The 24120-nt window shown below is 59.2% G+C and carries 23 protein-coding genes; 18 read left to right on the forward strand and 5 right to left on the reverse strand.

Annotated elements, in window-relative coordinates; translation table 11 throughout:
- The first annotated feature begins 11 nt into the window (after positions 1-11).
- Positions 12-1370 (forward strand): O-antigen ligase family protein, encoded by a 1359-nt coding sequence (locus ACQK2G_RS12835; protein WP_425405430.1) that lies wholly within the window; start codon positions 12-14, stop codon positions 1368-1370.
- Positions 1371-1406: 36 nt separating this feature from the next.
- Here ACQK2G_RS12835 and glnT read toward each other — a convergent pair whose 3' ends face one another.
- From glnT to ACQK2G_RS12860, 5 genes are all read right to left on the reverse strand, one after another.
- Entirely contained in the window at positions 1407-2714 is a 1308-nt protein-coding gene (gene glnT, locus ACQK2G_RS12840) for a type III glutamate--ammonia ligase (protein WP_425405431.1), read from the reverse strand.
- A gap of 22 nt (positions 2715-2736) precedes the next feature.
- A complete protein-coding gene (locus ACQK2G_RS12845) occupies positions 2737-4059 on the reverse strand; it encodes an FMN-binding glutamate synthase family protein (RefSeq protein WP_425405432.1) in 1323 nt (440 codons plus the stop codon).
- A 10-nt stretch (positions 4060-4069) separates the two neighbouring features.
- Positions 4070-4750, reverse strand: coding sequence for a protein GlxC (locus tag ACQK2G_RS12850; protein WP_425405433.1), 681 nt, complete (start codon positions 4748-4750; stop codon positions 4070-4072).
- 5 nt (positions 4751-4755) lie between these two features.
- Complete coding sequence (locus ACQK2G_RS12855; RefSeq protein WP_425405434.1) at positions 4756-5652, reverse strand: class II glutamine amidotransferase; 897 nt, start codon at positions 5650-5652, stop codon at positions 4756-4758.
- Positions 5653-5723: 71 nt separating this feature from the next.
- Positions 5724-6311: a helix-turn-helix domain-containing protein gene (locus ACQK2G_RS12860; RefSeq protein WP_425405435.1), complete on the reverse strand. Its 588-nt coding sequence runs from the start codon at positions 6309-6311 to the stop codon at positions 5724-5726.
- Positions 6312-6621: 310 nt separating this feature from the next.
- Between ACQK2G_RS12860 and hisF the strand changes: the two genes are divergently transcribed.
- The 17 genes from hisF (at position 6622) to ACQK2G_RS12945 (ending at position 24106) form a co-directional block, all read left to right on the forward strand.
- On the forward strand, positions 6622-7383 hold the full coding sequence (gene hisF / locus ACQK2G_RS12865) for an imidazole glycerol phosphate synthase subunit HisF (RefSeq protein WP_425405436.1): 762 nt from the start codon (positions 6622-6624) through the stop codon (positions 7381-7383).
- Positions 7380-8039 (forward strand): imidazole glycerol phosphate synthase subunit HisH, encoded by a 660-nt coding sequence (gene hisH / locus ACQK2G_RS12870; RefSeq protein ID WP_425405437.1) that lies wholly within the window; start codon positions 7380-7382, stop codon positions 8037-8039. The genes hisF and hisH overlap by 4 nt, the downstream gene beginning before the upstream one ends.
- 6 nt (positions 8040-8045) lie before the next feature.
- Positions 8046-9092 carry a Gfo/Idh/MocA family protein gene (locus tag ACQK2G_RS12875; protein ID WP_425405438.1) on the forward strand — a complete coding sequence of 349 codons (1047 nt, stop codon included), beginning with the start codon at positions 8046-8048 and terminating at the stop codon, positions 9090-9092.
- A gap of 54 nt (positions 9093-9146) precedes the next feature.
- A complete protein-coding gene (locus tag ACQK2G_RS12880) occupies positions 9147-10328 on the forward strand; it encodes a LegC family aminotransferase (protein WP_425405439.1) in 1182 nt (393 codons plus the stop codon).
- Positions 10325-11560: a UDP-N-acetylglucosamine 2-epimerase gene (gene neuC, locus ACQK2G_RS12885; protein WP_425405440.1), complete on the forward strand. Its 1236-nt coding sequence runs from the start codon at positions 10325-10327 to the stop codon at positions 11558-11560. Before ACQK2G_RS12880 ends, neuC begins: the two co-directional genes overlap by 4 nt.
- Positions 11553-12683 carry an N-acetylneuraminate synthase gene (gene neuB, locus ACQK2G_RS12890; RefSeq protein ID WP_425405441.1) on the forward strand — a complete coding sequence of 377 codons (1131 nt, stop codon included), beginning with the start codon at positions 11553-11555 and terminating at the stop codon, positions 12681-12683. Before neuC ends, neuB begins: the two co-directional genes overlap by 8 nt.
- Positions 12676-13737, forward strand: a complete 1062-nt coding sequence (locus tag ACQK2G_RS12895; protein ID WP_425405442.1) for a nucleotidyltransferase family protein — start codon at positions 12676-12678, stop codon at positions 13735-13737. The genes neuB and ACQK2G_RS12895 overlap by 8 nt, the downstream gene beginning before the upstream one ends.
- Positions 13730-14434, forward strand: coding sequence for a cytidylyltransferase domain-containing protein (locus tag ACQK2G_RS12900; protein ID WP_425405443.1), 705 nt, complete (start codon positions 13730-13732; stop codon positions 14432-14434). Before ACQK2G_RS12895 ends, ACQK2G_RS12900 begins: the two co-directional genes overlap by 8 nt.
- Before the next feature lie 13 nt (positions 14435-14447).
- Positions 14448-15224: an SDR family oxidoreductase gene (locus tag ACQK2G_RS12905; protein WP_425405444.1), complete on the forward strand. Its 777-nt coding sequence runs from the start codon at positions 14448-14450 to the stop codon at positions 15222-15224.
- Entirely contained in the window at positions 15221-16126 is a 906-nt protein-coding gene (locus tag ACQK2G_RS12910; RefSeq protein ID WP_425405445.1) for a Gfo/Idh/MocA family oxidoreductase, read from the forward strand. The genes ACQK2G_RS12905 and ACQK2G_RS12910 overlap by 4 nt, the downstream gene beginning before the upstream one ends.
- Before the next feature lie 34 nt (positions 16127-16160).
- A complete protein-coding gene (locus ACQK2G_RS12915; protein WP_425405446.1) occupies positions 16161-16976 on the forward strand; it encodes an SDR family oxidoreductase in 816 nt (271 codons plus the stop codon).
- A 42-nt stretch (positions 16977-17018) separates the two neighbouring features.
- On the forward strand, positions 17019-18341 hold the full coding sequence (locus tag ACQK2G_RS12920; RefSeq protein ID WP_425405447.1) for an N-acetyl sugar amidotransferase: 1323 nt from the start codon (positions 17019-17021) through the stop codon (positions 18339-18341).
- 60 nt (positions 18342-18401) lie between these two features.
- On the forward strand, positions 18402-20240 hold the full coding sequence (locus ACQK2G_RS12925) for an ABC transporter ATP-binding protein (protein ID WP_425405448.1): 1839 nt from the start codon (positions 18402-18404) through the stop codon (positions 20238-20240).
- Entirely contained in the window at positions 20240-21247 is a 1008-nt protein-coding gene (locus ACQK2G_RS12930) for a right-handed parallel beta-helix repeat-containing protein (protein WP_425405449.1), read from the forward strand. The genes ACQK2G_RS12925 and ACQK2G_RS12930 overlap by 1 nt, the downstream gene beginning before the upstream one ends.
- Positions 21244-21954 carry a cytidylyltransferase domain-containing protein gene (locus tag ACQK2G_RS12935; protein WP_425405450.1) on the forward strand — a complete coding sequence of 237 codons (711 nt, stop codon included), beginning with the start codon at positions 21244-21246 and terminating at the stop codon, positions 21952-21954. Before ACQK2G_RS12930 ends, ACQK2G_RS12935 begins: the two co-directional genes overlap by 4 nt.
- Positions 21951-22670, forward strand: coding sequence for a class I SAM-dependent methyltransferase (locus tag ACQK2G_RS12940; RefSeq protein WP_425405451.1), 720 nt, complete (start codon positions 21951-21953; stop codon positions 22668-22670). The genes ACQK2G_RS12935 and ACQK2G_RS12940 overlap by 4 nt, the downstream gene beginning before the upstream one ends.
- Before the next feature lie 107 nt (positions 22671-22777).
- On the forward strand, positions 22778-24106 hold the full coding sequence (locus ACQK2G_RS12945) for a hypothetical protein (protein ID WP_425405452.1): 1329 nt from the start codon (positions 22778-22780) through the stop codon (positions 24104-24106).
- Positions 24107-24120 lie beyond the last annotated feature (14 nt).

Genomic DNA, 24120 nt, shown 5'->3' on the forward strand with positions numbered 1-24120 from the left:
ATTCATATCCAATGAGCGTGCCCGGAACGGACCGGTTCCTGCCCGCCATTGATAGCGAGCGTATCGACGTGGTTCAGGACCCGAAGCCAAACCCGGCACATTCAATACCCGTCTGGGTGACTTTCGTATTGCTTTGTGCCCTGCCCGTCGCGTCTTTTGTCGCTTCGCAGCAGGCGCCGATCGTCCTGATCCTATTAGCGGTCCTGCTAGTCGCTGCGGCCTTTCTGCAACGAGACGGGAAATCCGGGATTGGTCGAAAACTTGCGCCTGATCCCGTCCTGCTGTTCTGGCTGGCCATCACGGGAATATGCCTCGGATACATCGCGGCAAGCTGTTTCTGGTCGATCAACCCGGACGACAGCCTGCAAAGGCTGAAGCGGCTTGGCCTGCTGTTGTTAACTGCCTTTCTCGCGCTCTACGCCGCGCAAAGGCTTGCCCCACCGCCACGCGGTTTCCTAGTCGGTATCGTTCTGTCCGTTTTCGCCCTGCTTGCGCTTATCGCGGCAGAAGCTTTTTTCGGATTATTGTCCAAGGCGGTTTGGGGTGATGCTCCGGACCTCGACAAATTTCAGGTGTTGAACCGACCCGCGACCTATCTTGTGCTATTGGCTTGGCCGGCCGCCTTAGCCGCCCATCGCACCGACCATCGGATGCTGTCCCGGCTATTGATCCTTGCGACCCCCGCCATCCTTGTCGCTTCCAGCAATTCCGCCGCGCTGGCTGCAGCGGTTGCCGGTCTGGTCGCCTTTGCCGTCGCAACGTTGAACAGGAAAGCGGCCGCGGCTCTTTTCGGGACCGTCATTTTCTCAACCGTGCTGGCCATGCCTTTCGTAGCGACCAATCAGCAGGTGATGAAAAACGGACTGTCCTCGGCGGTTGAAGCAGGCGCCTTCTCCGCTGCACATCGCTTGGCGATCTGGAATTTCGCAGCCAACAAGATCCAGGAGAAACCGCTTCTCGGCTGGGGAATGGATACAGCCCGTGTATTACCGGGCGCGGAGCGCCCCTTGAGCGAAACCCAGTCCTTTTCACCCTATCTTCAGGAACTGACGGGTGTCTTCCCGACATTGAAGGACAGCCCCGCGCTGCCCCTGCATCCGCACAATGTCTCGCTGCAAATCCATCTTGAATTGGGCATTGTCGGCGCGTTGCTGTTCTGCATCGTTCTGACCGCCGTCGTTTTCTTTTTCGCCTCGGGTAGCCGGCGGGAGACGGCACCCTACACCCTCGCCTGGCTCGCCGCGTGGTTCGTAATTGTTTTCCTCAGCATCGGGATTTGGCAGACATGGTGGTGGGCATTGTCCGCCATCTGCCTCGTACAATTCACCTATTTCAGACGTCCATGGCACCGGGACACGGAAATGGTTTGAACGGAAAACCCCACGGTTACTGAGGTTAGTTGCCGATCAGCAGTCCAGCGTGTTCACCCGTTCCCAATCGGTGAGGAAACGGGCATATCCGTTCCACTCATCGGTCTTGATTTTCACGTAGGCATCCGCGAATTCCGTGCCGAGGGCGGCGCCCAGTGCCTTGTCCTTCTCAAATGCACGGATGGCGTCCAACAGGTAGAGCGGCAGGCGTTTCGCACCGCGCGCCTTGTGGCCTTCCGTATACATGTCGATATCCAGGCGCTTCCCGGGATCGGATTTTTTCTCGATCCCTTCCAGACCGGCCACAAGGACGGCGGCGGTCATCAGATAGGGGTTTGCCGCCCCGTCGGCCAGGCGCAGTTCGAAACGGCCCGGATCGGGAATGCGGACCATATGGGTTCGGTTATTGCCGCCATAACTGACCGTGTTCGGCGCCCAGGTCGCGCCGGACGCGGTGACAGGGGCATTGATCCGTTTGTAGCTGTTGACGGTAGGGTTGGTAATCGCGCACAGCCCCTGCGCATGAGCCAGCATGCCACCCAGGAAATTGTATGCCGTGGACGACATTCCCAGTTCGCCCTTCTTGTCCAGAAACACGCATTTCTTGCCGGTCTTGTCCCAAAGGGACATATGCATGTGACACCCATTGCCGGTCAGGTGCATGAACGGCTTCGGCATGAAGGTGGCGCGAAGCCCGTGCTTTTCGGCAATCGACTTGACCATGAACTTGAAGAAGGCATGCCGGTCGGCCGTCACAAGCGCATCGGCATAGTCCCAGTTCATCTCGAACTGACCATTGGCATCCTCGTGATCGTTCTGATACGGACCCCATCCAAGGCCGATCATCGCCTCGCAAATTTCGGAAATGACATCGTACCGGCGCATCACCGCTTGTTGGTCGTAACAGGGTTTGGCAGCGATATCCGCCGGATCGGAAATACCATCCCCTTCCGACGTGATCAGGTGGAACTCCGCTTCCACGCCCGTCTTGAATGTGAAACCCGCCTTCGCCGCAGCGGCCAGGGCCTTTTTCAGGACCACGCGCGGCGCCTGTTCGACCGGCTTGCCTTCCATGACCAGATCACTTGCGACCCAGGCCACTTCCGGCTTCCAGGGAAGTTGGACGACGCTGTCCGGGTCAGGCACCGCGAACATGTCCGGATGGGCCGGTGTCATGTCCAGATGGGTCGCGAAACCGGCGAAACCGGCACCATTGGCCTCCATGTCCGCGATAGCCTGCGCCGGCACCAGTTTGGAGCGCTGAATGCCGCAGAGATCCGTGAAATTGATCAGAAAAAACTTTACGCCGTTTGACTTCGCAAAAGCAGCAAGCTTGCTGGCCATGCCGGATCTCCCCCTAGTTTCGTCAGTAACCCTGTCCCGGAATCCAATCCGTCCCTGCCAGGGGAACTTTCGCCATTGCCGCGGCTTCCACCGTCAACGCGTTCAAGTCCTCGGGCTCAAGATTGTGCACGTGGCTCTTACCGCAGGCCCGCGCGATGGTCTGTGCCTCGAGCGTCAGGACGCGCAGATAGTTGGCAAGCCGATGTCCGCTTTCAGCCGGGTTCAAACGCGCGGCCAGCTTCGGATCCTGTGTCGTGATTCCTGCCGGATCGTTACCGGCCTGCCAGTCCTCGTAGAAGCCCGGCGCCGTTCCAAGTTTTGCGTACTCTTCCGCAAGGTCCGGTCGATTGTCGCCAAGCGCAATCAGGGCCGCCGTGCCGATGGAAACCGCATCGGCGCCCAACGCGATGGCCTTCGCGACATCCGCGCCGCTGCGGATCCCGCCGGAAACGATCAGCTGCACACCCTTGCGATGCATTCCAAGTTCCTGCAGCGCCTCCGCCGCGAGCCGCACGGCCGGGAGGGTCGGGATACCGACATGCTCGATAAAACATTCCTGGGTCGCCCCGGTGCCGCCCTGCATCCCATCGACCACGATGACATCCGCGCCGGACTTCACCGCCAGCATCGTGTCGTAATAGGTCCGCGTCGCACCGACCTTGACGTAGATCGGCACCTGCCAATCGGTGATTTCGCGCAATTCGCGGATCTTGATTTCCAGGTCGTCCGGACCGGTCCAATCGGGGTGGCGGCAGGCACTGCGCTGATCGATGTCCTTCGGCAGGGTCCTCATTTCGGCGACCCGGTCGGTGATTTTCTGTCCCAGCAGCATGCCGCCGCCGCCCGGCTTCGCGCCCTGCCCGATCACCACCTCGATGGCATCGGCCTTGCGCAAATCATCCGGGTTCATGCCGTAACGCGACGGCAGATACTGATAAACCAGTTTCGTGGAATGCCCGCGTTCCTCCGGCGTCATACCACCGTCGCCGGTCGTGGTGCTGGTGCCGACTTCCGAAGCGCCACGCCCCAGGGCCTCCTTGGCATTGGCGGAAAGCGACCCGAAGCTCATCCCCGCGATGGTGATGGGGATGTCGATCGTCAGCGGTTTTTCCGCGAAACGGGTGCCCAATGTCACATCGGTCCCGCAAGCCTCGCGATACCCTTCCAGCGGATAGCGGGAAACACTGGCCCCTAGGAAGACCAGATCATCGAAATGCGGTAGTTTTCGTTTCGCGCCGAAACCACGGATCCGATAGATGCCTTCCGAGGATGCACGTTGGATCTCGTGCATGGTCGCCCGGTCGAACAGGTGAGATTCTCGCAGATGGGCAGTAGCGTCGGACATCGATAATTCCCTAATAGGCGCCGATATTGTCGATCTTGAAATTGTACAGCTGGCGGGCCGAGCCATAGCGGCGGAACTGAGCCGGATCGGCATCGACACCCGCCCGTTTCAACAGGTCGGTCAGGGTCGCCAAGTGATCCGCGGTCATTTCCTTCTCGATGCAATCGGCCCCGAGACCCTTTGCCTCACCCCGGAGGTAGATCACCGCCTCGTAGATGGAATCGCCCAAACCGTCGTCGGCATCTCCAAGGATCACCAGATTGCCTGCTTGCGCCATGAAGGCCGTATTGTGCCCGACCGACCCGCCGACGACGATATCGATCCCTTTCATTGAGATCCCGCACCGCGAAGAGGCGTTGCCCTCGATGACCAGCAGCCCGCCATGGCCGGTCGCCCCGGCGGACTGGCTTGCGTCGCCCGTCACCCGGACCGTGCCGCTCATCATGTTCTCGGCCAGTCCGACCCCTGCATTGCCGTGCACGGTCACACGGGCCTGCTTGTTCATGCCTGCACAGTAATAACCGACATGGCCCTGGACCGAGACATCGACGTCTTCATCCAAGCCTGCCGCCAGTGCATGGGCCCCGCGGGGATTGCGCACTTCAAAAGTCGTATCCGTCCCGCCGTCCTTGCGCTTCAGCAACCGGTTCGCCTGACGCAGGTCCGTTTCATTCAAATCGATCGTCAACATGATGACTAGGCATGCCCCCAACTATACACGGTGCCGGGTTTCGGCTCCCAAACGGTGGCTTTTTCGACGCCGGGCAAACGGGCGAGCGCCCGGTATTCCGAAGCCATGGCCACCCAATCGTCGCTTTCGGCGATAACCGCCGGCTTGCAGGCGATCGGATCGCGCAGCACCGCGAAGCCGTCCTTCGTTCCCACCGTGAAGGTGTAAAACCCGTCGAGATCCCGGACCGACGCTTCCAGCGCATCCTTCAGCGCCGCCCCCTGGCTGAGACGCCAGGCAAGGTAACCGGCCGCAACCTCGGAATCGTTCTGCGTCTGAAAAACGAGCCCTTCGCGCATCAACATCCGCTTAAGGCTGTTATGGTTCGACAGGCTGCCGTTATGGACCAGGCAAAGATCCTCACCGGTGTTGAAGGGATGCGCGCCTTCCGTCGTCACGGCGCTCTCCGTCGCCATGCGCGTATGACCGATCATGTGGCTGCCCGCCATCTGCGAGACGCCGAACCGGGACATCACGTCCGCCGGCAACCCGATCTCCTTGTAGATCTCAAGCGACGAGCCCGTACTCATGACCCGTACACCGGGCCTGTTGCGCACCAGCCAATCCCGCATGGCCGCTGCGGTCGCCTTGCCGTGCAGGATCGCATGGGTGGCCATTCGTTCCCAGGCGACGGGGGCACCGAAATCATCGCTCATCGCCTCGGTCAACTCGGACCAGTCGTAGTTCTCGTCCGGGTCGTAGAGGGTCGCTTTCGCCTCTTCGGACACATCGGCGCGGTAAATCGCAAAGCCCGCGCTGTCCGGGCCCCGGTCCGACATCTCGGCCAGCATAGGGCCGAACATCGCGCCGAGGCGCCCCCGTAAACCTTCATCTTTCAGGAAAAGTCCAACTATGCCGCACATGCCTCGTCATTCCTGCTCGCGGAAAGGAGAAATATGCATATCAGGAATTTTGGTTTAATCAAGGGAATATTTTACGTGTTCCCGCCCCCTTCGGCGTTGGTTATGATCGACAGGTAAACTGCGGGCAAATCGAGCAGATCGGCAGGTCCGTGAGGAGACAAGGCGTCGAAGAACAGGGAGTCGCCCGGACCCATCGTATAGAGGCTGTCACCGTGCCGGTAGACCACCTTGCCGGACAGCATGTAGATGAACTCCATGCCCTCATGACGAAACTCGTCATAGGTCTCCGATCCTTCGGTCAGCGTGATCAGATAGGGTTCGACCTGAAGCGGCCCGCGGACCGAATGCCCCAGCAATTGATAGAGATGACCCACGCGCGTCCCGCGCCGGTCGATCTTGATGCCTTCCCCTGCCGGGACGAAGGAAACATCGCGACTGCGCTCGGACGCGGTGAAAAACGCGGACAGCGGCAAGGCGAGCGCATCCGATATGCCGGCAAGCGTCGAGAGCGACGGACTGGTCTGCCCCGTCTCGATCTTGGACAACATGCCTTGGGAAAGGCCTGCCGCCTCCGCCAGCATGGCGACCGTCATGTCCTGCTTCTTGCGCTGGCGCCGTATTTCGGCACCGATCGCGGCCTCAAGTGTCGGCTCCGACATTCAACCCTCCCTCGGACGTGGATCACCTTAATCCGGATTCCCGCTGGTCGTGGAAGGCTATGTCACGCCGCCAAGGGGATCAAAGGGCGGAGCAGCCATTGCGCGTCCTGTCTTCGAATGCGTCATGATTGGAACCCGGTGGCACAACCGCCCCAAGGCAAGCGCCTGAGATCTCATATGCAAGCTTGCTGCGCACGGCGGATTCGAATAGGGAATAGCCACTTCCGGAAGAATAGCACAAACTTAACACTGCACCTTATACTATCTGTCCGTCTATTCATGTGGCGCGCGGCCATCACAGGTTTTTCATATGAGTAAATTCAGACTGATTGCCCGGCTCGATGTGAAGGCACCAGACCTGATCAAGAGTGTGAACCTCGAGGGTGTTCGGAAACTGGGCGATCCTGCGGAATTTGCAAAGCGCTACTATTCTCAGGGCATTGACGAAATTCTCTACATGGACGTCGTTGCCAGCCTGTACCGGCGAAACAGCTTGGCCGATCTCGTGTATTCGACGACCCAAGACGTCTTTGTGCCCATCACCGTCGGCGGCGGCATCCGTTCGCTGCAGGATGTCGAGGCGATGATGCGGTCCGGCGCCGACAAGGTTGCGGTCAACACCGCCGCCATCCAACGACCCGACCTCATTCGGGAAATCGCGCGAACTTTCGGATCCCAATGCATCGTCCTATCCATTGAGGCCAAATCCATCGGTCCGGACAGATGGGAAGCCTACGTGGACAACGGGCGCGAGAAAACCGGCAAGGACGCCATAGAATGGGCGCGTGAGGCCGTGGATCTCGGGGCGGGCGAGGTACTGGTAACGTCGGTCGACCGCGAAGGGACCCGCAAAGGGTTCGACATTGCATTGATGAAGGCTGTATCCGGCGCTGTGCCGGTGCCGGTCATCGCAAGCGGGGGAATGGGCAAGCCGGATCATCTGATCGACATACACGATCAGGCCGCCGCGGACGCCGTCGCGATTGCGGACGTGCTGCACTACAACCGGTTATCTCTGGATGACATTCGACAGGCCGCGCTTGCGGGCGGCGTGGAAGTGAGGACGCCATGACCAAACGCGCCGTCACGATCGTCGATTACAATGTAGGCAACCTGCGCAGCATGGGCCGCGCGATCAAGGAAGCCGGGGGCGAACCGGTTTTCGACTCGACGCCGGAAGGCGTCGCCGCGGCGGATGTCATCGTGCTTCCCGGCGTGGGGGCCTTCGGCAGCTGTATTTCGGCGTTGCAGGAACGTGGACTGGACGACGCCGTGCGAGAAGTCGTTGCCAAGGGACGTCCCCTTCTCGGCGTCTGCGTTGGCATGCAGATGCTGCTCGACGAGAGCACGGAGTTCGGGCGGACACCGGGCTTCGGTTTCATACCGGGAATCGTCGACCGTATTCCGAGCGTCGGTGCCGATGGGAAACCGCACAAGGTGCCTCATATCGGCTGGAGTGAGTTGAAGGAGACGGGCGCCGGTTGGGCAGGTACGCCGCTCGACACGATCGAACCCCATAGCAGTTGCTACTTTGTGCATTCTTTCGCCGCGCGCCCTGTGGATCCGTCGCATGTAATCGCGACCTGCGACTATGACGGGCAGGAAATATGCGCTGCCGTCCGGCGCGACTCGATCGTGGGGATGCAATTCCATCCGGAGAAGAGCGGGCCGACCGGCCTCAAGATATTGGCGCGGTTCATTGAAACTGCCTATGGCGACCGGGAGTAATCGATAATGGCCGAGCCGAAAGCATTCACGGGGAAGACAGCCGCCTTGATCGGCGCCGGTCGGATGGGCCGTTCACACGCATTGGCCCTGCGGGAACTGGGCGTCACCATCACGGCCGTGTGCGACCGTCGTCCGGAGTCCGTTGAGAAATTTGCCACGGAATTCGACGTACCGGCGGACCGTGCAACGACCGATGCAGACCGGTTTTTCGAGGATTTGGGCACACCCGACATCCTTGTGATCGCAACCACCGCCGAAACTCATTGCGACCTGACCTGCAAGGGCGCCGACGCGGGCGCGCGAGCTATCCTGTGTGAAAAGCCGATGGCGACCTCGGTCGAGGATTGCGAGACCATGCTGGCGCGGTGCCGTAAGGCGGGCGTGAAGCTGGCGATCAATCATCAGATGCGCTTCATGGATCAGTACAGCCTCGTCAAAAGTGAGCTCGAGAGTGGCCGACTCGGAACCTTGGCGAGCATGAACGTGGTCGCCGGCGCCTTCGGGCTGGCGATGAACGGATCGCACTATATCGAGGCCTTTCACTATCTGACCGGACAATGGCCGGACCGCGTCAGCGCCATCTTCAACGGGGAGCCGATCAACAATCCCCGGGGCCCTGATTTTTTTGACCAGGGCGGGAATATCCTTTTCCAGACAGCCGGCGGCCCGAGGCTCTCCCTCTCGATCGGTCATGATCAGGGGCACGGCATGACGGTAACCTATGCCGGGACATGGGGACACATATTCGTGGACGAGTTGCAGGGATCGGCAATCGTGACCGCACGCAAGCCTGAACACCGCGATGCACCCAATACCCGGTTCGGCATGCCCTGGGATAGACAGGAGATATCCTTCCCGCAGGCCGACAATGTCGGGCCGACCAAAGCGGTGATGGAGGCCCTGCTAACGGGCGAGAACTACCCGGACGGGGACTCAGGCCACCGAATCGTCGCAGCACTGGCAAGTTCATATGCATCGGCGGAGCAAGGCGGCTCACCTGTCGAAATCGCGTCGAACACAGACATGCACCAGCGCAAGTTTCCCTGGGCATAAGTGTTTCCGGACGCGAGCCACAGCTTTACCGACGGAATAGAAAGCAAAACGCGCATGACGGACAATGCCACAGATGAAATCCTTGGTATTCTCCAAGCCGTTCTACCCGCCGAGAACGGGCCCTACGCCCTGCACGAGCCGGAGCTGACAGCGCTCGAAAAATCGACCGTTGCCGCCGCGCTGGATGAAGGGTTCGTCTCTTATGCCGGTCCCCGCGTCATGGAGTTTGAGCGCAGTTTGGCGGAAATCTGCGGCGTCGATCATGCCATCGCGATGGTCAACGGCACGGCTGCACTGCATATCGCCCTGGTCGCGCTCGGGGTCGGGAACGGCGACGAGGTCCTGTGCCCAAGTCTGACATTCGTCGGTACGCCCAATTCGATCTCGCATGCGGGGGCGACACCGCATTTCGTCGATAGCGGCGAAGACGATCTGGGAATCGATCCGGCGCGCCTCGCCCGTTATCTGGAACGGATCGCCGAAAAGCGTGCGGACGGAACCTATAACAAGAACACTGGCAGGCGACTTGCGGCCCTGGTGCCGGTCCATGTCTTCGGCCATATCGGCCAGATGAATGAACTGGGCGACATTGCAGAGGAATGGGGCATACAAATTGTCGAGGACGCAGCCGAGTCCCTTGGCAGCAAGGACGAACGGAATGCCGCCTTCACGCGAAGCGCCGCCGCCATCACAAGCTTCAACGGTAATAAGACGGTAACCACCGGCGGCGGCGGCGCCGTGCTTACGAATGATGCCGCCCTCGCCGACAAACTCCGGCACCTCACCACCACGGCCAAACAAAGGCACCCCTGGGCCTTCAATCACAGCGAAGTGGCTTACAACTATCGCCTGCCCGCCTTGAACGCCGCGCTCGGCCAGGCGCAACTGAGCCGCCTTGCTGACATGATTTGCCGGAAGCGGGCGCTGGCGCAGGTCTACCGCGATGCCTTCGCAGCGGCAAAATATTGGCGGTTCCAGGGAGAGCCTGCGCACTGCGTCAGCAACTATTGGCTTAACGCCGTGCATCTCAAAACACCGACGGAAACATCTCTCGATACGGTCCTGCAGCGTTTGCATGACCATGGTTATCATTGCCGGCCGTTCTGGACCCCGATGCACAAACTGCACTTCTATACAGACGCACCGCGCGACGATCTGCCGGTAGCCGAAGCACTTGCGGATCGGGTCGTCTGCCTGCCGAGCAGCGCGTTTCTCGGAGGTCCTGCGTCTTCATGACCGGTGGAAGACGCATAGCAGTGGTGACCAGCAGCCGCGCTGACTACGGTCTTCTGCGTTGGACCTTGGACGCCCTGCAGCAGGATACGCGCGCCGAACTGCAATTGCTTGTAACCGGCTCGCATCTTCTCGACAGCTTCGGCCGTACCGTGGATATGATCCGGGAAGACGGCTTCGAACCGGCCGCCGAAATCCCGATGGATATCGACACGACGAGCGCCTTCGCATCCGCGAAGGCCGCCGGCAACGTGCTCAGCGGGACGGCGCGAGCGCTGGAACGCCTGTCTCCCGATCTCATGCTCGTGCTGGGAGACCGGTTTGAAATACTGTCGGCGGTGGTGGCGGCATCCGTTTGCCGCGTTCCCGTCGCACATCTTCACGGTGGTGAAGTCTCTTTCGGCAGTTTCGACGAGTGTTCGAGACACGCGATCAGCAAACTCAGCCGATTGCACCTCACCAGTTGTGAGGAACACAAGCTTCGGGTCCTGCAAATGGGCGAACCCGATGATTCGGTTCAGGTCGTCGGCGCACCGGGGTTGGAAAACTTCGCCCGCCTGCCGCTCGACAGCCGCGCGGAATTTGAGCACCGGATCGGCCGCCCGTTGGGTGATCCGACCGCCCTGCTCGTCTATCATCCCGCGACCGCTGTATCGGATGAAGATCCCGGCTCGACAATGGGAGCGATCCTCGAGGCGCTGGGACCTCTCTCAAACGGCTTGATCCTCGCCACCGGCGGGAACGCGGACCCGGGAAGTGCCGCGGCCATGGAACGACTGGACGCAGCGCGCGGCCAATTCGGCGATCGTCTCCATTTCACGGAATCCTTCGGCCAGGTAGGTTTTTTGAGCGCCATGAGCCACGCCGACTTTATCATCGGCAATTCCTCCAGCGGCTTGATCGAAGCCCCAAGCGCCGGCACGCCGACAATCAATGTCGGTATGCGTCAATCGGGACGCATGCGTGCGCCATCGGTAATAGACAGCGCCACGGATGTGGGCTCCATCCAGGAAGCCATAGACCGCGCCCTCAGTCGAGACTTCATCGCCCTTGCCAAAAAGCGATCCAATCCTTTCGCCCCGCCGTCGCCCCAGCGGATTGACGGTATGGGCCAACACATCGCAAATATTCTTTTCGAAACTCCTGACGAATGGTTGCGCGCCCCGAAAATTTTCAATGATCGGTCGTGGCAAGACCCGGTCGGCGCAACCCAAGGAGCCGTGGACAATGAGTGACAACGCGCAAATGTTCATCATCGCCGAAGCAGGTGTGAACCATAACAGCGATCCGGCGATCGCCCGCGAGCTTGTGCATGTCGCCGCCGAAGCCGGCGCGGACGCGGTCAAGTTTCAGAGCTTTTCCGCAGATCGGCTGGTCCGCCGCGATGCCGAGATGGCATCCTACCAAGTGGCGAATACCGGTCGGTCCGACACCCAGCACAATATGCTGAAAGCGCTGGAAATGAGCGCCGAGCTTCATGCCGACCTGAACTCTCTGTGCGGTTCACTCGGGATCGAATTCATGTCCACGCCGTTCGATACCGGAAGCCTGCGTTTTCTGGTCGACGAAATTGGCGTGAAACGGTTGAAGATTCCTTCTGGCGAGGCCGTCAACGGGTTGTTGCTGCTGGAAGCGGCCCGGGCCGGACTGCCGATCATTCTGTCCACCGGCATGTGTACCCTGGAAGAAGTGATCGAAAGCCTGAGCATCATCCTGTGGGGAACGCAGAACCCAACCGGCACTCCCCCGTCCAGGGCGGCTGTAGCGGCACTGCGCGAAACCCCGTACTGGACAGCCCCCTTGCAGGACATCGTCTGGGTCCTGCAATGCGTGACCCAGTATCCCGCCCCGCCGGACGCGACGAACCTGCGCGCGATGGAAACGCTGGCGCGCGAAACGGGTCTGAAGACCGGATTGTCGGACCATAGCATCGGGCGGCATATCGCGATTGCCAGTGCCGCGCGCGGTGCTTGCGCCCTGGAAAAACACTTCACAATGTCCCGCGACATGCCCGGCCCGGACCACAAGGCGTCGCTGGAGCCTGATGAACTGAAGGCGATGGTCCGAGAAATTCGGGATGTTGAGGCGGCTTTGGGGAACGGGGAAAAATCCCCCTCCACGGCGGAGCGAGCAAACATGAAGGCGGCGCGCGGTTCGATCGTCGCCGCCCGCAATCTGACAGCCGGCGAGCGCATTTCGCCGTCCGACCTGACCGTCAAACGCCCCGGAGACGGCCTGTCGCCGCTTCATCTCTGGGATCTCGCCGGCCGGGTTCTGCAAAACTCCTACATGGCCGACGAACCGATCAAGTCAGACGAACTCGCCGAAGAAAAAGGGCCCCTCAAAGCCGATGTTTGATCGACAATCGCTGCAAGACATCATTATCCCGCCGTCCATGCCGATCCGCGCCGCGGCGGCGAGGATACAAGCGACGCAGGTCAAAATTCTCATGATCTGCGACGAGGACCAGCGCCTGCTCGGAACACTTACGGACGGGGATATTCGCCGCGCGGTGTCTCAAGGCGAGAATTTGGAGCAATCGGTCTCGGCCATCATGAACCGATCCCCCAAGGTCGCCGATGAAAGCGAACCCGACTATGTCGTTCGGGCCCGCATGCGCGCCCTCGTCGTGCGCGAAATACCGAAGGTGGACAAGAACCACCGGGTCGTTGGCCTCGTGGAACTGCATCCGGAGGACTCGCTTCCCTCGCCCGAGGCGACCATCGTCATCATGGCCGGCGGGCGCGGATCGAGGCTGAGACCGCTGACGGACACGATGCCCAAGCCGATGGTAAAGATCGGCGGTGTCCCTGTGATCGAACGGCAAGTCGAAGCATTCATCCGCCAGGGTTTCCACCACTTCTATATTTCCGTTAACTACCTCGGCCATATGATTGAAGAGCATTTCGGGGACGGCTCACGGTTCGGGGTTGAAATTGAGTATGTCTATGAGACTGAACCGCTCGGAACCTGCGGCGCCCTCTCGCTTCTTCCGCCGCAGAGCAAACCGTTGATCGTGATCAACGGCGATATCCTGACCCGTACCGATTTCAACGCATTGCTGAAGCAATTCAACAGCGACGACGTGGCGGCCACGATCGGGGTTCGCGAGCATCACTATCGAATTCCGTATGGCTGCGTAACGCTGGATGACAATCGCGTCGTCGCCTTGCGGGAGAAACCGACCTTCTGGCATCTGGTGAATGCGGGGCTATACGTCTTTTCGCCGGACGCGATCGCCGAACTTCCGGCGGGCGAACGTTACGATACCCCGCAGTTGATCGAAAAACTCATCAACGACGATCGGCATGTGAACTCTTTCAGGGTGACGGAAGAGTGGATCGATATTGGAAGTCACGAAGATCTGCTTTGGGCTCAGCAGGTCGTCGACAAGGAGTCGGCGGGTGACTAGGAAGCCCAGGATCGTCGCAATGATCCCCGCGCGCGGGGGCAGCAAATCCGTCCCATACAAGAATCTCGAGATGTTGGGCGATCGTCCACTGCTCGCTTGGCCGATTGAAACAGCCAAGCAGGCGCCGGAGATCGGCGAAGTCTATGTATCGACAGACGATGACCGGATAGCGGCGGTCGCGCGCGACTACGGCGCCGAAGTCATCAGGCGCCCCGACGCTCTGGCGACGGATTCCGCGCTTGTGATCGATGCAATCCGGCATCTGAGAGACGTGTTGGAGCGTGACGGCGACCCGATTGAAGTCATGGTTCTGTTGGAAGCGACGTCACCGTTTCGGGAAGCCGGACTGGTGTCTCGCTGCATCAACCGCCTCTTGGACGAAGAACTGGATTCGATAGCCACGTTCCATCAGGCCGACATAAACCCGGAACGCACTTGGAGGGTAGAAGACGGCGCGCCACGACCGTTCATCGACGGGGCGATACCGTGGAAGCCGCGCCAGCAACTGACACCGGCCTACCAACTGAACGGCGCGGTTTATGCCTTCCGCCCCGGCAAGCTGCCCGAAGACTCCCCCTCCCTGCTCTATGGCAAGATGGGGGCGGAAATCGTCTCGGCATCCAGCGTAATCGACATCGATGAAAAAGAGGACTTTGTAAGGGCCAATGCCATACTCAGCGCCAGAAACAGCTCCTAGTCTTTCCGACCTTATGTCACTCGAGGGGCGAACCGCTCTCGTCATCGGGGGCGCGGGCCTTCTCGGCGGCCAGATATCCTATGCGCTGGCCGAACTCGGTGCGAACGTTATTGTCGCAAGCCGCAGCCGCGAAAAATGCGACGCTTTCCTTGCGGGATTGCAGGACCGTTTTCCGAACGAACACAAGGCCTTGACCGTCGACGTTACAGAGCCGCAGTCAATCCGGGATTTGGCGGCGGATACCGGTCGCTTGGCACCGCAGGGTCTCGACATTCTGGTAAATTCAGGATGGTCGGGCCGGAAGAACACGTTCGAGACCATTTCCGACGAGGATTGGGACCTCGATATCGAGACTTCGCTCAATGGTGTGTTCAGGACGGTAAAAACGATGACGCCGTTGCTGGAAGCCCGCCGCGGGAACATCGTATCCATCGCCTCAATGTACGGCCATGTGGCGCCGGACTATCGGCTTTACGACGACCCGCGTTTCGCCAACCCGCCGAGTTACGGCGCCGCCAAAGCCGGCGTGATCCAGTTGACGAAATACCTTGCGAGTTTCCTTGCGCCGAAAGGCATTCGGGCGAACTGCATCAGTCCCGGCCCGTTTCCTTTCGAGAGCACCCAGAAAGAAAATCCCGACTTCATCGAACGTCTGGCCGGCAAGAACCCCTGCGGCCGGATCGGCACGCCGCACGAGATCAAGGGTGCGGCCGCGTTGCTGTGCTCCGATGCCGGTGCCTATATCAACGGCCAGAACATCTGCGTCGACGGCGGCTGGGGGATCTGGTGATACGGCTTGGCGTGATTGGACTGAGCGAGGGAAACGGCCATCCGCTCTCCTTCTCGGCCATCATCAACGGATATGACAAGGAGGGGTTCACTGCCGCCAACTGGCCGGTGATCCTCGACTATCTCGAGCGCCAAGCGCCGGAACGGTTCGGGTTTCCCGATGCGCGCGTCACGGCCGTATGGACGCAAGATCTTGCTCTTTCAAAGACGATTGCCCGTGCCTGCCGGATCGAGCACGCGGTCGAGAACATCGAAGACATGATCGGGTCCGTCGACGCGGTTCTTTTGGCCCGCGATGACTGGCATTGTCATCGCCAATTGGCCGAGGTCTTCCTGCGCCACAACATTCCGGTATTCATCGACAAGCCGTTGAGCCTCGATCCCGAGGAACTGGCCTATTTCAAGCCATATCTAGAATCCGGTCTGGTAATGTCGACATCCGGGTTACGCTATGCGGCGGAGGTCGAGGCCCTGCGCGCGCGAATTCCGTCTCTCGGCAAGTTGAAACTGCTCTCTGCCGCGGTCGTTGTCGACATGGAACGGTATGGCGTCCACATGCTGGACGCAGCCGCGGGGCTCGGATTGGCGAAACCGGTTTCCGTCATGAGGATGCCGGCCGGACATGAAGCGATTAGCCTGCAACTGGAGGACGGCCTGACGTTCGACCTGCATTGTCTCGGCATGGTCGCGAAGACCTTTCATCTCAGTCTGTACGGCGAATTGGGCCACGCGCACACGGACATAAACGACAACTTCTCGGCCTTCAGAAACACGATAGAGCGGTTCCTTGGCCTGGTTCGCAGCGGAACGCCGCCCATTCCAGCCACGGATGTATTACATACAATGACTGTGATAAGAACGGCACGAACTCTAGCCCCCGGGGAAAGTGCGACCTTCGCATGAACCGGGGAAGGATTTTCTGTATGAGGTGCCGGAAATGAGCGAACTGTTCGACCTGTCGGGCAAGACTGCCTTCGTAACGGGAGCCGCAGGCATTCTGGGACATGGTTTTTGCCGCGTCCTGGCCGAGCATGGCGCTGCCGTGGCATTGGTCGACCTTGATGAACAGCGTCTGTCTGCCGTGGCCGACGCCATCCGCTCGGATGTCGCGGGCGCCGACCTGCTGCCCGTGGTTTGCGACGTGACCGACGAAGAGAGCGTCAAGGCCGCCGTCGACCGGACCGTTTCACATTTCGGCGGGATCGACGTTCTGCACAGCAATGCCGCCGGAAAATCCCGTGATATCAAAGCATTTTTCGCGGATTTCGAGGACTATGACGCACAGACCTGGCGCGAAATCATGTCGATCAATATCGACGGCATGTTTCTTGTGGCCAAAGCGGTCGGCCGCCAGATGATCGCGCAAAAGCGCGGCGGCAGCGTGATCATGACGTCCTCTGTCTATGGAGTTGTGGCGCCGGATCCCCGAATCTACGAAGGATCCGAATATATGGGGGTACGTATCGGCAGCCCTGCCGTCTACAGCGCGTCCAAGGCCGCCGTGATCGGCTTGGCGAGATATCTATCGGCCTATTGGGGCCCGCACGGCATTCGCGTGAATGTGCTGACGCCGGGCGGCGTGGAAAGCGGCCAGAACGATACGTTCAGGGCCAACTACGCCAGCCGGATCCCGCTTGGCCGGATGGCGGAACGTTCGGACATGTACGGAGCCCTGATCTATTTGGCCAGCGACGCGTCTGGCTATGTAACCGGCCAGAACCTCGTCGTTGACGGTGGTTTGACCGCTTGGTAGCAACCAGCGCGCTAAAAAATACACGTTCGTAAGGTGACAAGAATGGACATTTTCAAGACCCCGCAGCCAGTCGATCTTGCGGACTATGCGCCGGATGCCGAGGCGCCGAAGCAGTTCTACGGACTGCCGCGGGACGTTTCATTCTGCACCCGCTGTACCTACAGCAACCAGAAACCCAATTCGGAAAAAGAGTACAAGCACAAGCGGGACACCAAGAAGCCGACCGTCGCATTCAACGAAGAGGGTGTCTGTTCCGCTTGCCTGGTCGCCGAGAAGAAGCGCGAAGTCGACTGGGCGGAGCGCGAGAGGATGTTGCGCGATCTGTGCGACCGGTATCGCAGGACGGATGGCGGTTACGATTGCCTTGTCCCTGGATCCGGCGGCAAGGACAGCTTCTATGCCGCCCACAAGCTGAAATACGAATTCGGAATGAACCCGCTCACGGTGACCTGGGCGCCGCACATCTACACCGATTGGGGATGGCGCAACTTCCAGGCTTGGGTACATTCCGGTTTCGACAACTACCTTTTCACGCCGAACGGCAAGGTTCACCGGCTGTTGACCCGCGTAGCCCTGGAGCAGGTGTTCCACCCCTTCCAGCCTTTCATCATGGGGCAGATGTACTTTCCGCCGCGGATCGCGGCGCAGCTCGGCATTCCGCTGGTCTTCTATGGCGAAAACCCGACGGAATACGGCAACGACTCGTCTGCGAATGCCTCGGCAAACAAGGACTGGGAGTATTTCTCGGTTGCCGACAAGACGGACATGTACCTTGCCGGCACCCCGGTCAGCGACCTGCAACAGCATTTCGGCCTCAGCGCCAACGATCTGGCTCCCTATCTGCCGCCGGATACAGATATGCTTCGCAAGGCCGATCTGAATGTCCAATATCTGGGCTTTTACCTGCCCTGGCACCCGCAAGAATGTTACTACTATGCGGTCGAGCATGGTGGTTTCGAGGCGGCGCCGGAACGTACGGCAGGCACCTATTCCAAATACAGTTCGATCGACGACAAGATCGATGACCTTCATTACTACACGACCTTCATCAAATTCGGCATCGGCCGCGCGACCTACGATTCCTCCCAGGAAGTCAGGAACGGTGAGTTGGATCGGGACGAAGCCCTGCATTTGGTGCGGCGGTACGACGGCGAATATTCGGACCGTTTCGAGCGCGAAAATTTCGAGTTCCTGTCCGTGCCCGAGGAAGAATTCCCGGTCGCATCGAAGATGTTCGAACAACCCATCATGGACCGTCCGTACTTTGAACGCCTGACCGACAATTTCCGGTCGCCCCACCTTTGGAAGTTCGAAGGGAACAGTTGGAAATTGCGCCATACCGTTTTCGACGACCCTCAAGCCTAGGCTGCGAGTCGTCGACATGGCGCCCGCCATACATTCCTGTTCCCCGCAAAGGTTCCCGAGATGACGGAAACAACGAACCGCCGTTTCGGCCTGAGCGAACACGGCCTGGCATTCGTGCGGGATCACATTCGCAACCACGCTTTTCAATTCGGGTCGCTGTTCGTCTTGAGTTTTATCGGTGCGGTCATCGAGATGACCGGGGTCGGGCTTATCTTCCCGTTGCTGATCATTCTCGTGGCACCGGAGAAACTCAGCCTGATCCCGGAACTGGAGGCCTTTATCAACAGCCTGAATGTGTCGCACGCGACACTCGGGGCCATTCTCATCATCATCATTGCGATCGTGATGGTCGGAAAGAATGGTTTCATGCTGGCTTTCAATTGGTTCACCGCACAGCTGCTGGCGCGTTGGAAGACGGCGCTGAGCCGTCGGTTGATGGGAATGTATCTTTTCTCCGACTATTCGACGCATCTGGTCAAAACGAGTTCCGAGATCATCCGCAATCTTTCGCTGACGGCCAGCGTGTTCGATCAATTCTTCTTCTCGTTGATCCAGCTCATCGTAAACATATCGATCCTGCTGGGTCTTTGTGCGCTTCTCGTCAGCGTGCTGCCGGCATCGACCCAGGGCGGGCTGTTGCTTATTTGCGGCACCGCGGCCGTGCTCTACTTCGTCATGCGCAAGCCGTTTCATCGGATCGGTGAGGAGTTGAACGAGCTCTATCAGCGCCGACAGGCGGTCATGCGCCAGTCCATCGGCATGATCCGGGAAACAAAACTGACCGCGCGGGAAGCCTACTTTCTGGATGTCTTCGGCGGCATCGAGGAGACGAATTTCAAACGCCAGGCCTTCAATCGGGTTTTGAACGTCGTCCCCCCCTTGGTGACAGAGAGCGCGGTCATCGTCGCGGTTCTGGCGATCATCAGCCAGCTTCTTCTGTTCAGCGGCGACGAGGACTTGGGATTGGCTTTGCTCGGCCTTATGGCGGCCACCTTCTTCCGCCTCACCCCCGTGTTGAACCGTATTCTGACCTCGCTTCAGGTGATCAACTTCAGCCGGAATTCGATTGAAATCATCTCCGCCGAACTGCATTCGCTGGAACCGGCTACCTATCAGCCGACGATCGAACCGGATGCGCTTCCCTTCGAGCGCGAAATTACGTTGAAGGATGTCGGCTATACCTATCCCAGCTCCGAGGTGAAGGCGGTCAAACAAATCAATCTGTCCATCGGCAACGGCGAAAGCCTGGGGATCACCGGAGCGTCCGGGGCGGGTAAATCGACGTTGATCGCCCTCATCATGGGCCTTGTACCGCCTTCCGAAGGTGAAATGCGTATCGACGACGTACCGCTGGATACACCAGCCCGTTTGCGGGCTTGGCAGCGTCATATCGGCTTCGTTCCCCAAGGCATCTTTCTCATGGATGATACGATTGCCCGGAATGTCGCATTCGCATCCGATGAAATTGACGACGACCTTGTATGGAAGACCCTGGAAGTTGTCCAAATGGCGGAGTACGTTCGGAGCTTGCCGGACGGGATCTACAGCCAGATCGGCGAAGAAGGCGCGCGCCTTTCCGGCGGCCAACGCCAACGTCTCGGAATTGCTCGATCCCTGTACATGAACCCGAATATCCTGATTTGCGACGAAGCCACATCCGCATTGGATTCGGCGACAGAACGCGCTTTCATGGACAGTCTCGAGGAATTGCGCGGACAGCATACCCTGATCATGATTGCGCACCGTATCAGCACGCTTAAGAATTGCGACCGCATCGTTATGATGGACGGCGGGCGCATACTCGACGTGGCGCCGTTCGATGAGTTGAGGCAGCGCTGTCCTGAATTCGACAATCTGGTCCGCCTGTCCATGATTCAGGAAAGCGAGAACCAAAACTGATGTCCGGGCCGACGCAGCGGCTGACATACGCCTTCAAGGATTGCGCATTGTCGCTTTTCCTTTGGCTGCTCTCCAAGGTAACCGCCAGCGTAACAGCCGATGATGGAACGGGCTGGCGCCGGAAAATGGCCGTGCCCGAAAACGGCAAAATCTATACGCCCGGTTTGTATGTCCTGACCGGGGAGTATCGCCCGGCGCGCGACATTGCCCTCGTCGTCTATTGCGATCTCGTTACTATCGACCTGAACGGGCACGCAATCGCATGCGGATCCGAAGGCTCACAAACCGTCGGTATAAAAATCAAAAACGGCAACCGAATTACCGTTCGTAATGGCAAGATCACGCAGTGCGATATAGGTATCCAATCCAGTGGCGCGAGCGAATTGACAATTGAGCAGATCGCCTTCGATGCCGTGCACTTTATCGGCGTGGATTATGACGGAAACGGTCTGGTCGTGCGGAATTGCCGTTTCGAGGATATCGCCGGTTACGCCGACGAAGCCTATGCCATCGGCGTGAACCGTCCGGGCAGCAACTCTCTAATTGAACATTGCGTGTTTCGGAACATCGAACGACAAAGCAAAGCAACCGACGCAATGCAGGGCGAAGGCGTTGGGATCGTGGTCGCGGATGGCGACAGAAACTGCACCATTCGGCGCAATTGGTTCGAGAATTTGCCGACGGACAAGCCCGTTTCAATCGGGGTCTTCGTATCGCAAAGGGCAAGCGCCCGCATAGAGGCCAACACTATTTTGGACATCCCCAATGCGATCGGCGCACAGTCTCCGGTCGAAGTCTGCGAAAACGTCATGATCATGCGGTACAAATGCGAGGGCCCGATCGCGGTCCATCTCGAGCCGGGAAGCACACTGACGTCGAACACCATGCTCGGCTACACCACCCCGAAGCTCGGCGGCGTGGACGCGCGTGACAACAGGTTGGAAAACGCGGTCCCAAGCCGGGCCTTGGACACAGCGCATGAGCCCGGTGTGGAAGGTTCGTCATGACATCCGGACCCGTGGTCGCGATCATACCCGCGCGCGGCGGGTCGAAGGGCATCCCCCGCAAAAACCTGCAAACGGTCGGCGGACTACCCTTGGTCACCCATGCCATTCGCGCAGCGCTGAATGCGCGCACCGTGGACCACGTCATCGTTTCCACGGAAGATGCCGAAATTGCCGCAGTCTCGCGCGCCGCGGGCGCACGGGTTATCGAACGCCCCCACGAATTAGCGTCTGATACGGCCAAAGGTGAAATGGTCCTGAAACAGGTCCTGGCAACGCTAGGGGACGACGGCCTCGTGCCTGAGGTAGTCGTGCTTCTTCAGCCAACGTCCCCGCTTCGGCAAGCGGATGACATTGACGGGGCTGTGAAATTGCTTTGGGAAAAGAATGCGGAATCTGTCTTCAGCATTACCGAAGTCGATCACCATCCGGCCAAGTATGTTCGGCTCACATCGGCCGGCCTCGCGCCATTCGGGACCGAGCACGAGATGGAAGCCCGCCGGGATCAGTTGGAACCGTTGTACCGTCAGAACGGTGCCGTCTATGTCGTTCGGGCGAAAGCCTTTCTGGAGGCCGGCCAGCTTTTCTGCCGTCCCTGCGCCGGGTATTTGATGGATCGCGAAAGCAGCGTCGATATCGATGAACCGCTGGATCTGCAATTGGCGGAACTACTGTTCGCCGCGAACGCGAAGAGGCAAGCACAACCGTGAATGACAAAGCCCGATACGCCAATCACGCCCATTACATCAAAGAAGGCTGGAACACGGCGCCCAAGGAGATCTTCAAGGTTCTGGGGACCCACCTCCCCCCTCGTGTTTCCGGGCAAGGTCTTGATATTCTCGATGTTGGATGCGCAACGGGTGAGCTGTTGGGATATTTGGGCGGGATTCTGGACGAGCCGACCCTGACCGGTGTCGATGTCGCGCCGGAACTGTTGGAAACCGGCCGACAACTCCTGCCGAATGCTTCTTTCGTTCAAGCCTCCGCGACCGCCCTGCCGGCGGAATTTACCGATAGGTTCGACGTCACCACCGCGGTCGGCTGCATGTCGATCTTCGACGAAACCGAAATCGATGCGTTCTGGGACAACATGTTCCGAGTAACCCGCAAGGGCGGCGTAATCGTGGTCCTTTCGCCACTCAACGAGTTTGGGGTCGATACCATGATCCGCCATAGGAAACGCAAGGACGGCGCCCCCGTAGGCTGGGAAACCGGCTGGAACATATTCAGTCAGGATACGATCAGGGAACTCGTCGAGGCCCGCGGCGGGGCAATCGATTTCGAGAGATTTGAAATCTCCTTCGAAATCGAGCCCAAGGAAGACCCCGTTCGTACTTGGACCATGCAGACCGACACGCGGGCGCGGCAGCTTACGAACGGTCTCAAGCTTCTGGTCGATCACTATTACATGATCGTCACCAAGTGACGGAGCAGACTTGGATTGGGCGGCGTGGAGCGGGGTTTTCCGGCGGATTCCGCTAAAACACCATCGATCCTATCTAACAGGCTTGAAAGCGGGGAGAAACCAGCGACGTGCCCAAAGTACTCTTTTTTGCTGAAACCGCGGCGCAATGGTCCGTCATCCGACCCTTGCTGCCGCACCTCAGAGAATTCGAGATAGAATTGATGGTGGGCCCCTCGGTTCCCTTGTCCGAGAACGCCCACAGGTTCACCAAACATGAATTGGCCCCGCAAACGGGTAAGGACCGGCGCGTGCCTGCCCTTACCCGATATCTGGGTAAAGACGTCGATTTCACAATCTACAAATATTACAGGAATCTGTTTCGCACCAAGCTGGACTACCACACGGATATTCTGAAGAGGTCGAAGATCGACCTTGTGGTCGTTGGCGAGGATGGCATATCCGCGGAAATCTGGCTTATTCGGGCGGCGAAAAAACTACGCGTTCCCGTCGTCATCCTCCCTTATGAGGCCAGCGGCCGTGAAGATTTCATCAACGTCCTGAAAACGAAAAAGCGGGAGAACTCCCTGGTCGTTTTCGACGATCGCCAGCAGGAGTTCCTGGGGAGAATTGGAGCCTCGTCCTGGATGGCAGATTTCGAAGGCGATGCGGCCGCAATCTATCCACTCGAATACATCGCGGCGCTGACAGACATGGGATTTACGTTCCTGAACCCATGGACGACCCATGGTGGGGAAGCCGACATTCTGTTCTCGGAAGCGCCCGCGATGACAGCGTTCTACCATGACGAAGGCCTCGAAAAGAAACAGATCCTGGAAACCGGATCCCCCTATGACGATGCCATGCACAATGTCATCGTGACCGACCAAGAGGTTTCCCGGGCATACGACCGACACACCCAGATCCGCACGGACAAGGCAAGCGTACTGGTTTCCCTGCCCCCGAACTATGACATGCAACGCGGGGCTTTTTCCGAGTTCAGTTCATACGACGCGATGCGCGATACGATCGTCGAAGAACTGGGCACCAGTGCGGCGACCGTGACCGTCCTCGTGCATCCGGCCTATTTCGATCAAGTCAGCAGCGGTGAAAGCGACGGTGTCGCCCTATATTCCAAGAATTGGCTCCTGGAAGAGATCCCGCGTCACGACATTTTCGTGACGAGCGGGTCGAGTACTCTGCGTTGGTCCGCGGCGGCAAGGAAAGTCACCGTCAATTTTGATGTGTATAAACTGGGGCTGGAGTTTTTCGATAGAATTCCCGGACTTCGACAATTCACGAGCCATACGGAGTGTTTTTCCTTCGTCAAGGAATTGGCCAATGATGGCGCGAAATACTCGGACTACATATCCAGACACGCAGAAGGCACTCAGTCCTGGGGATATCTTGACGGCGGTTGCAATGACCGCATCGTCAACGCGCTCAAGACTCTAGCATGACGCTGTTCGGCTGA

It is taken from the genome of Hwanghaeella sp., from assembly GCF_965227365.1.
Classification (GTDB): Bacteria; Pseudomonadota; Alphaproteobacteria; order UBA8366; family Aestuariispiraceae; genus Hwanghaeella.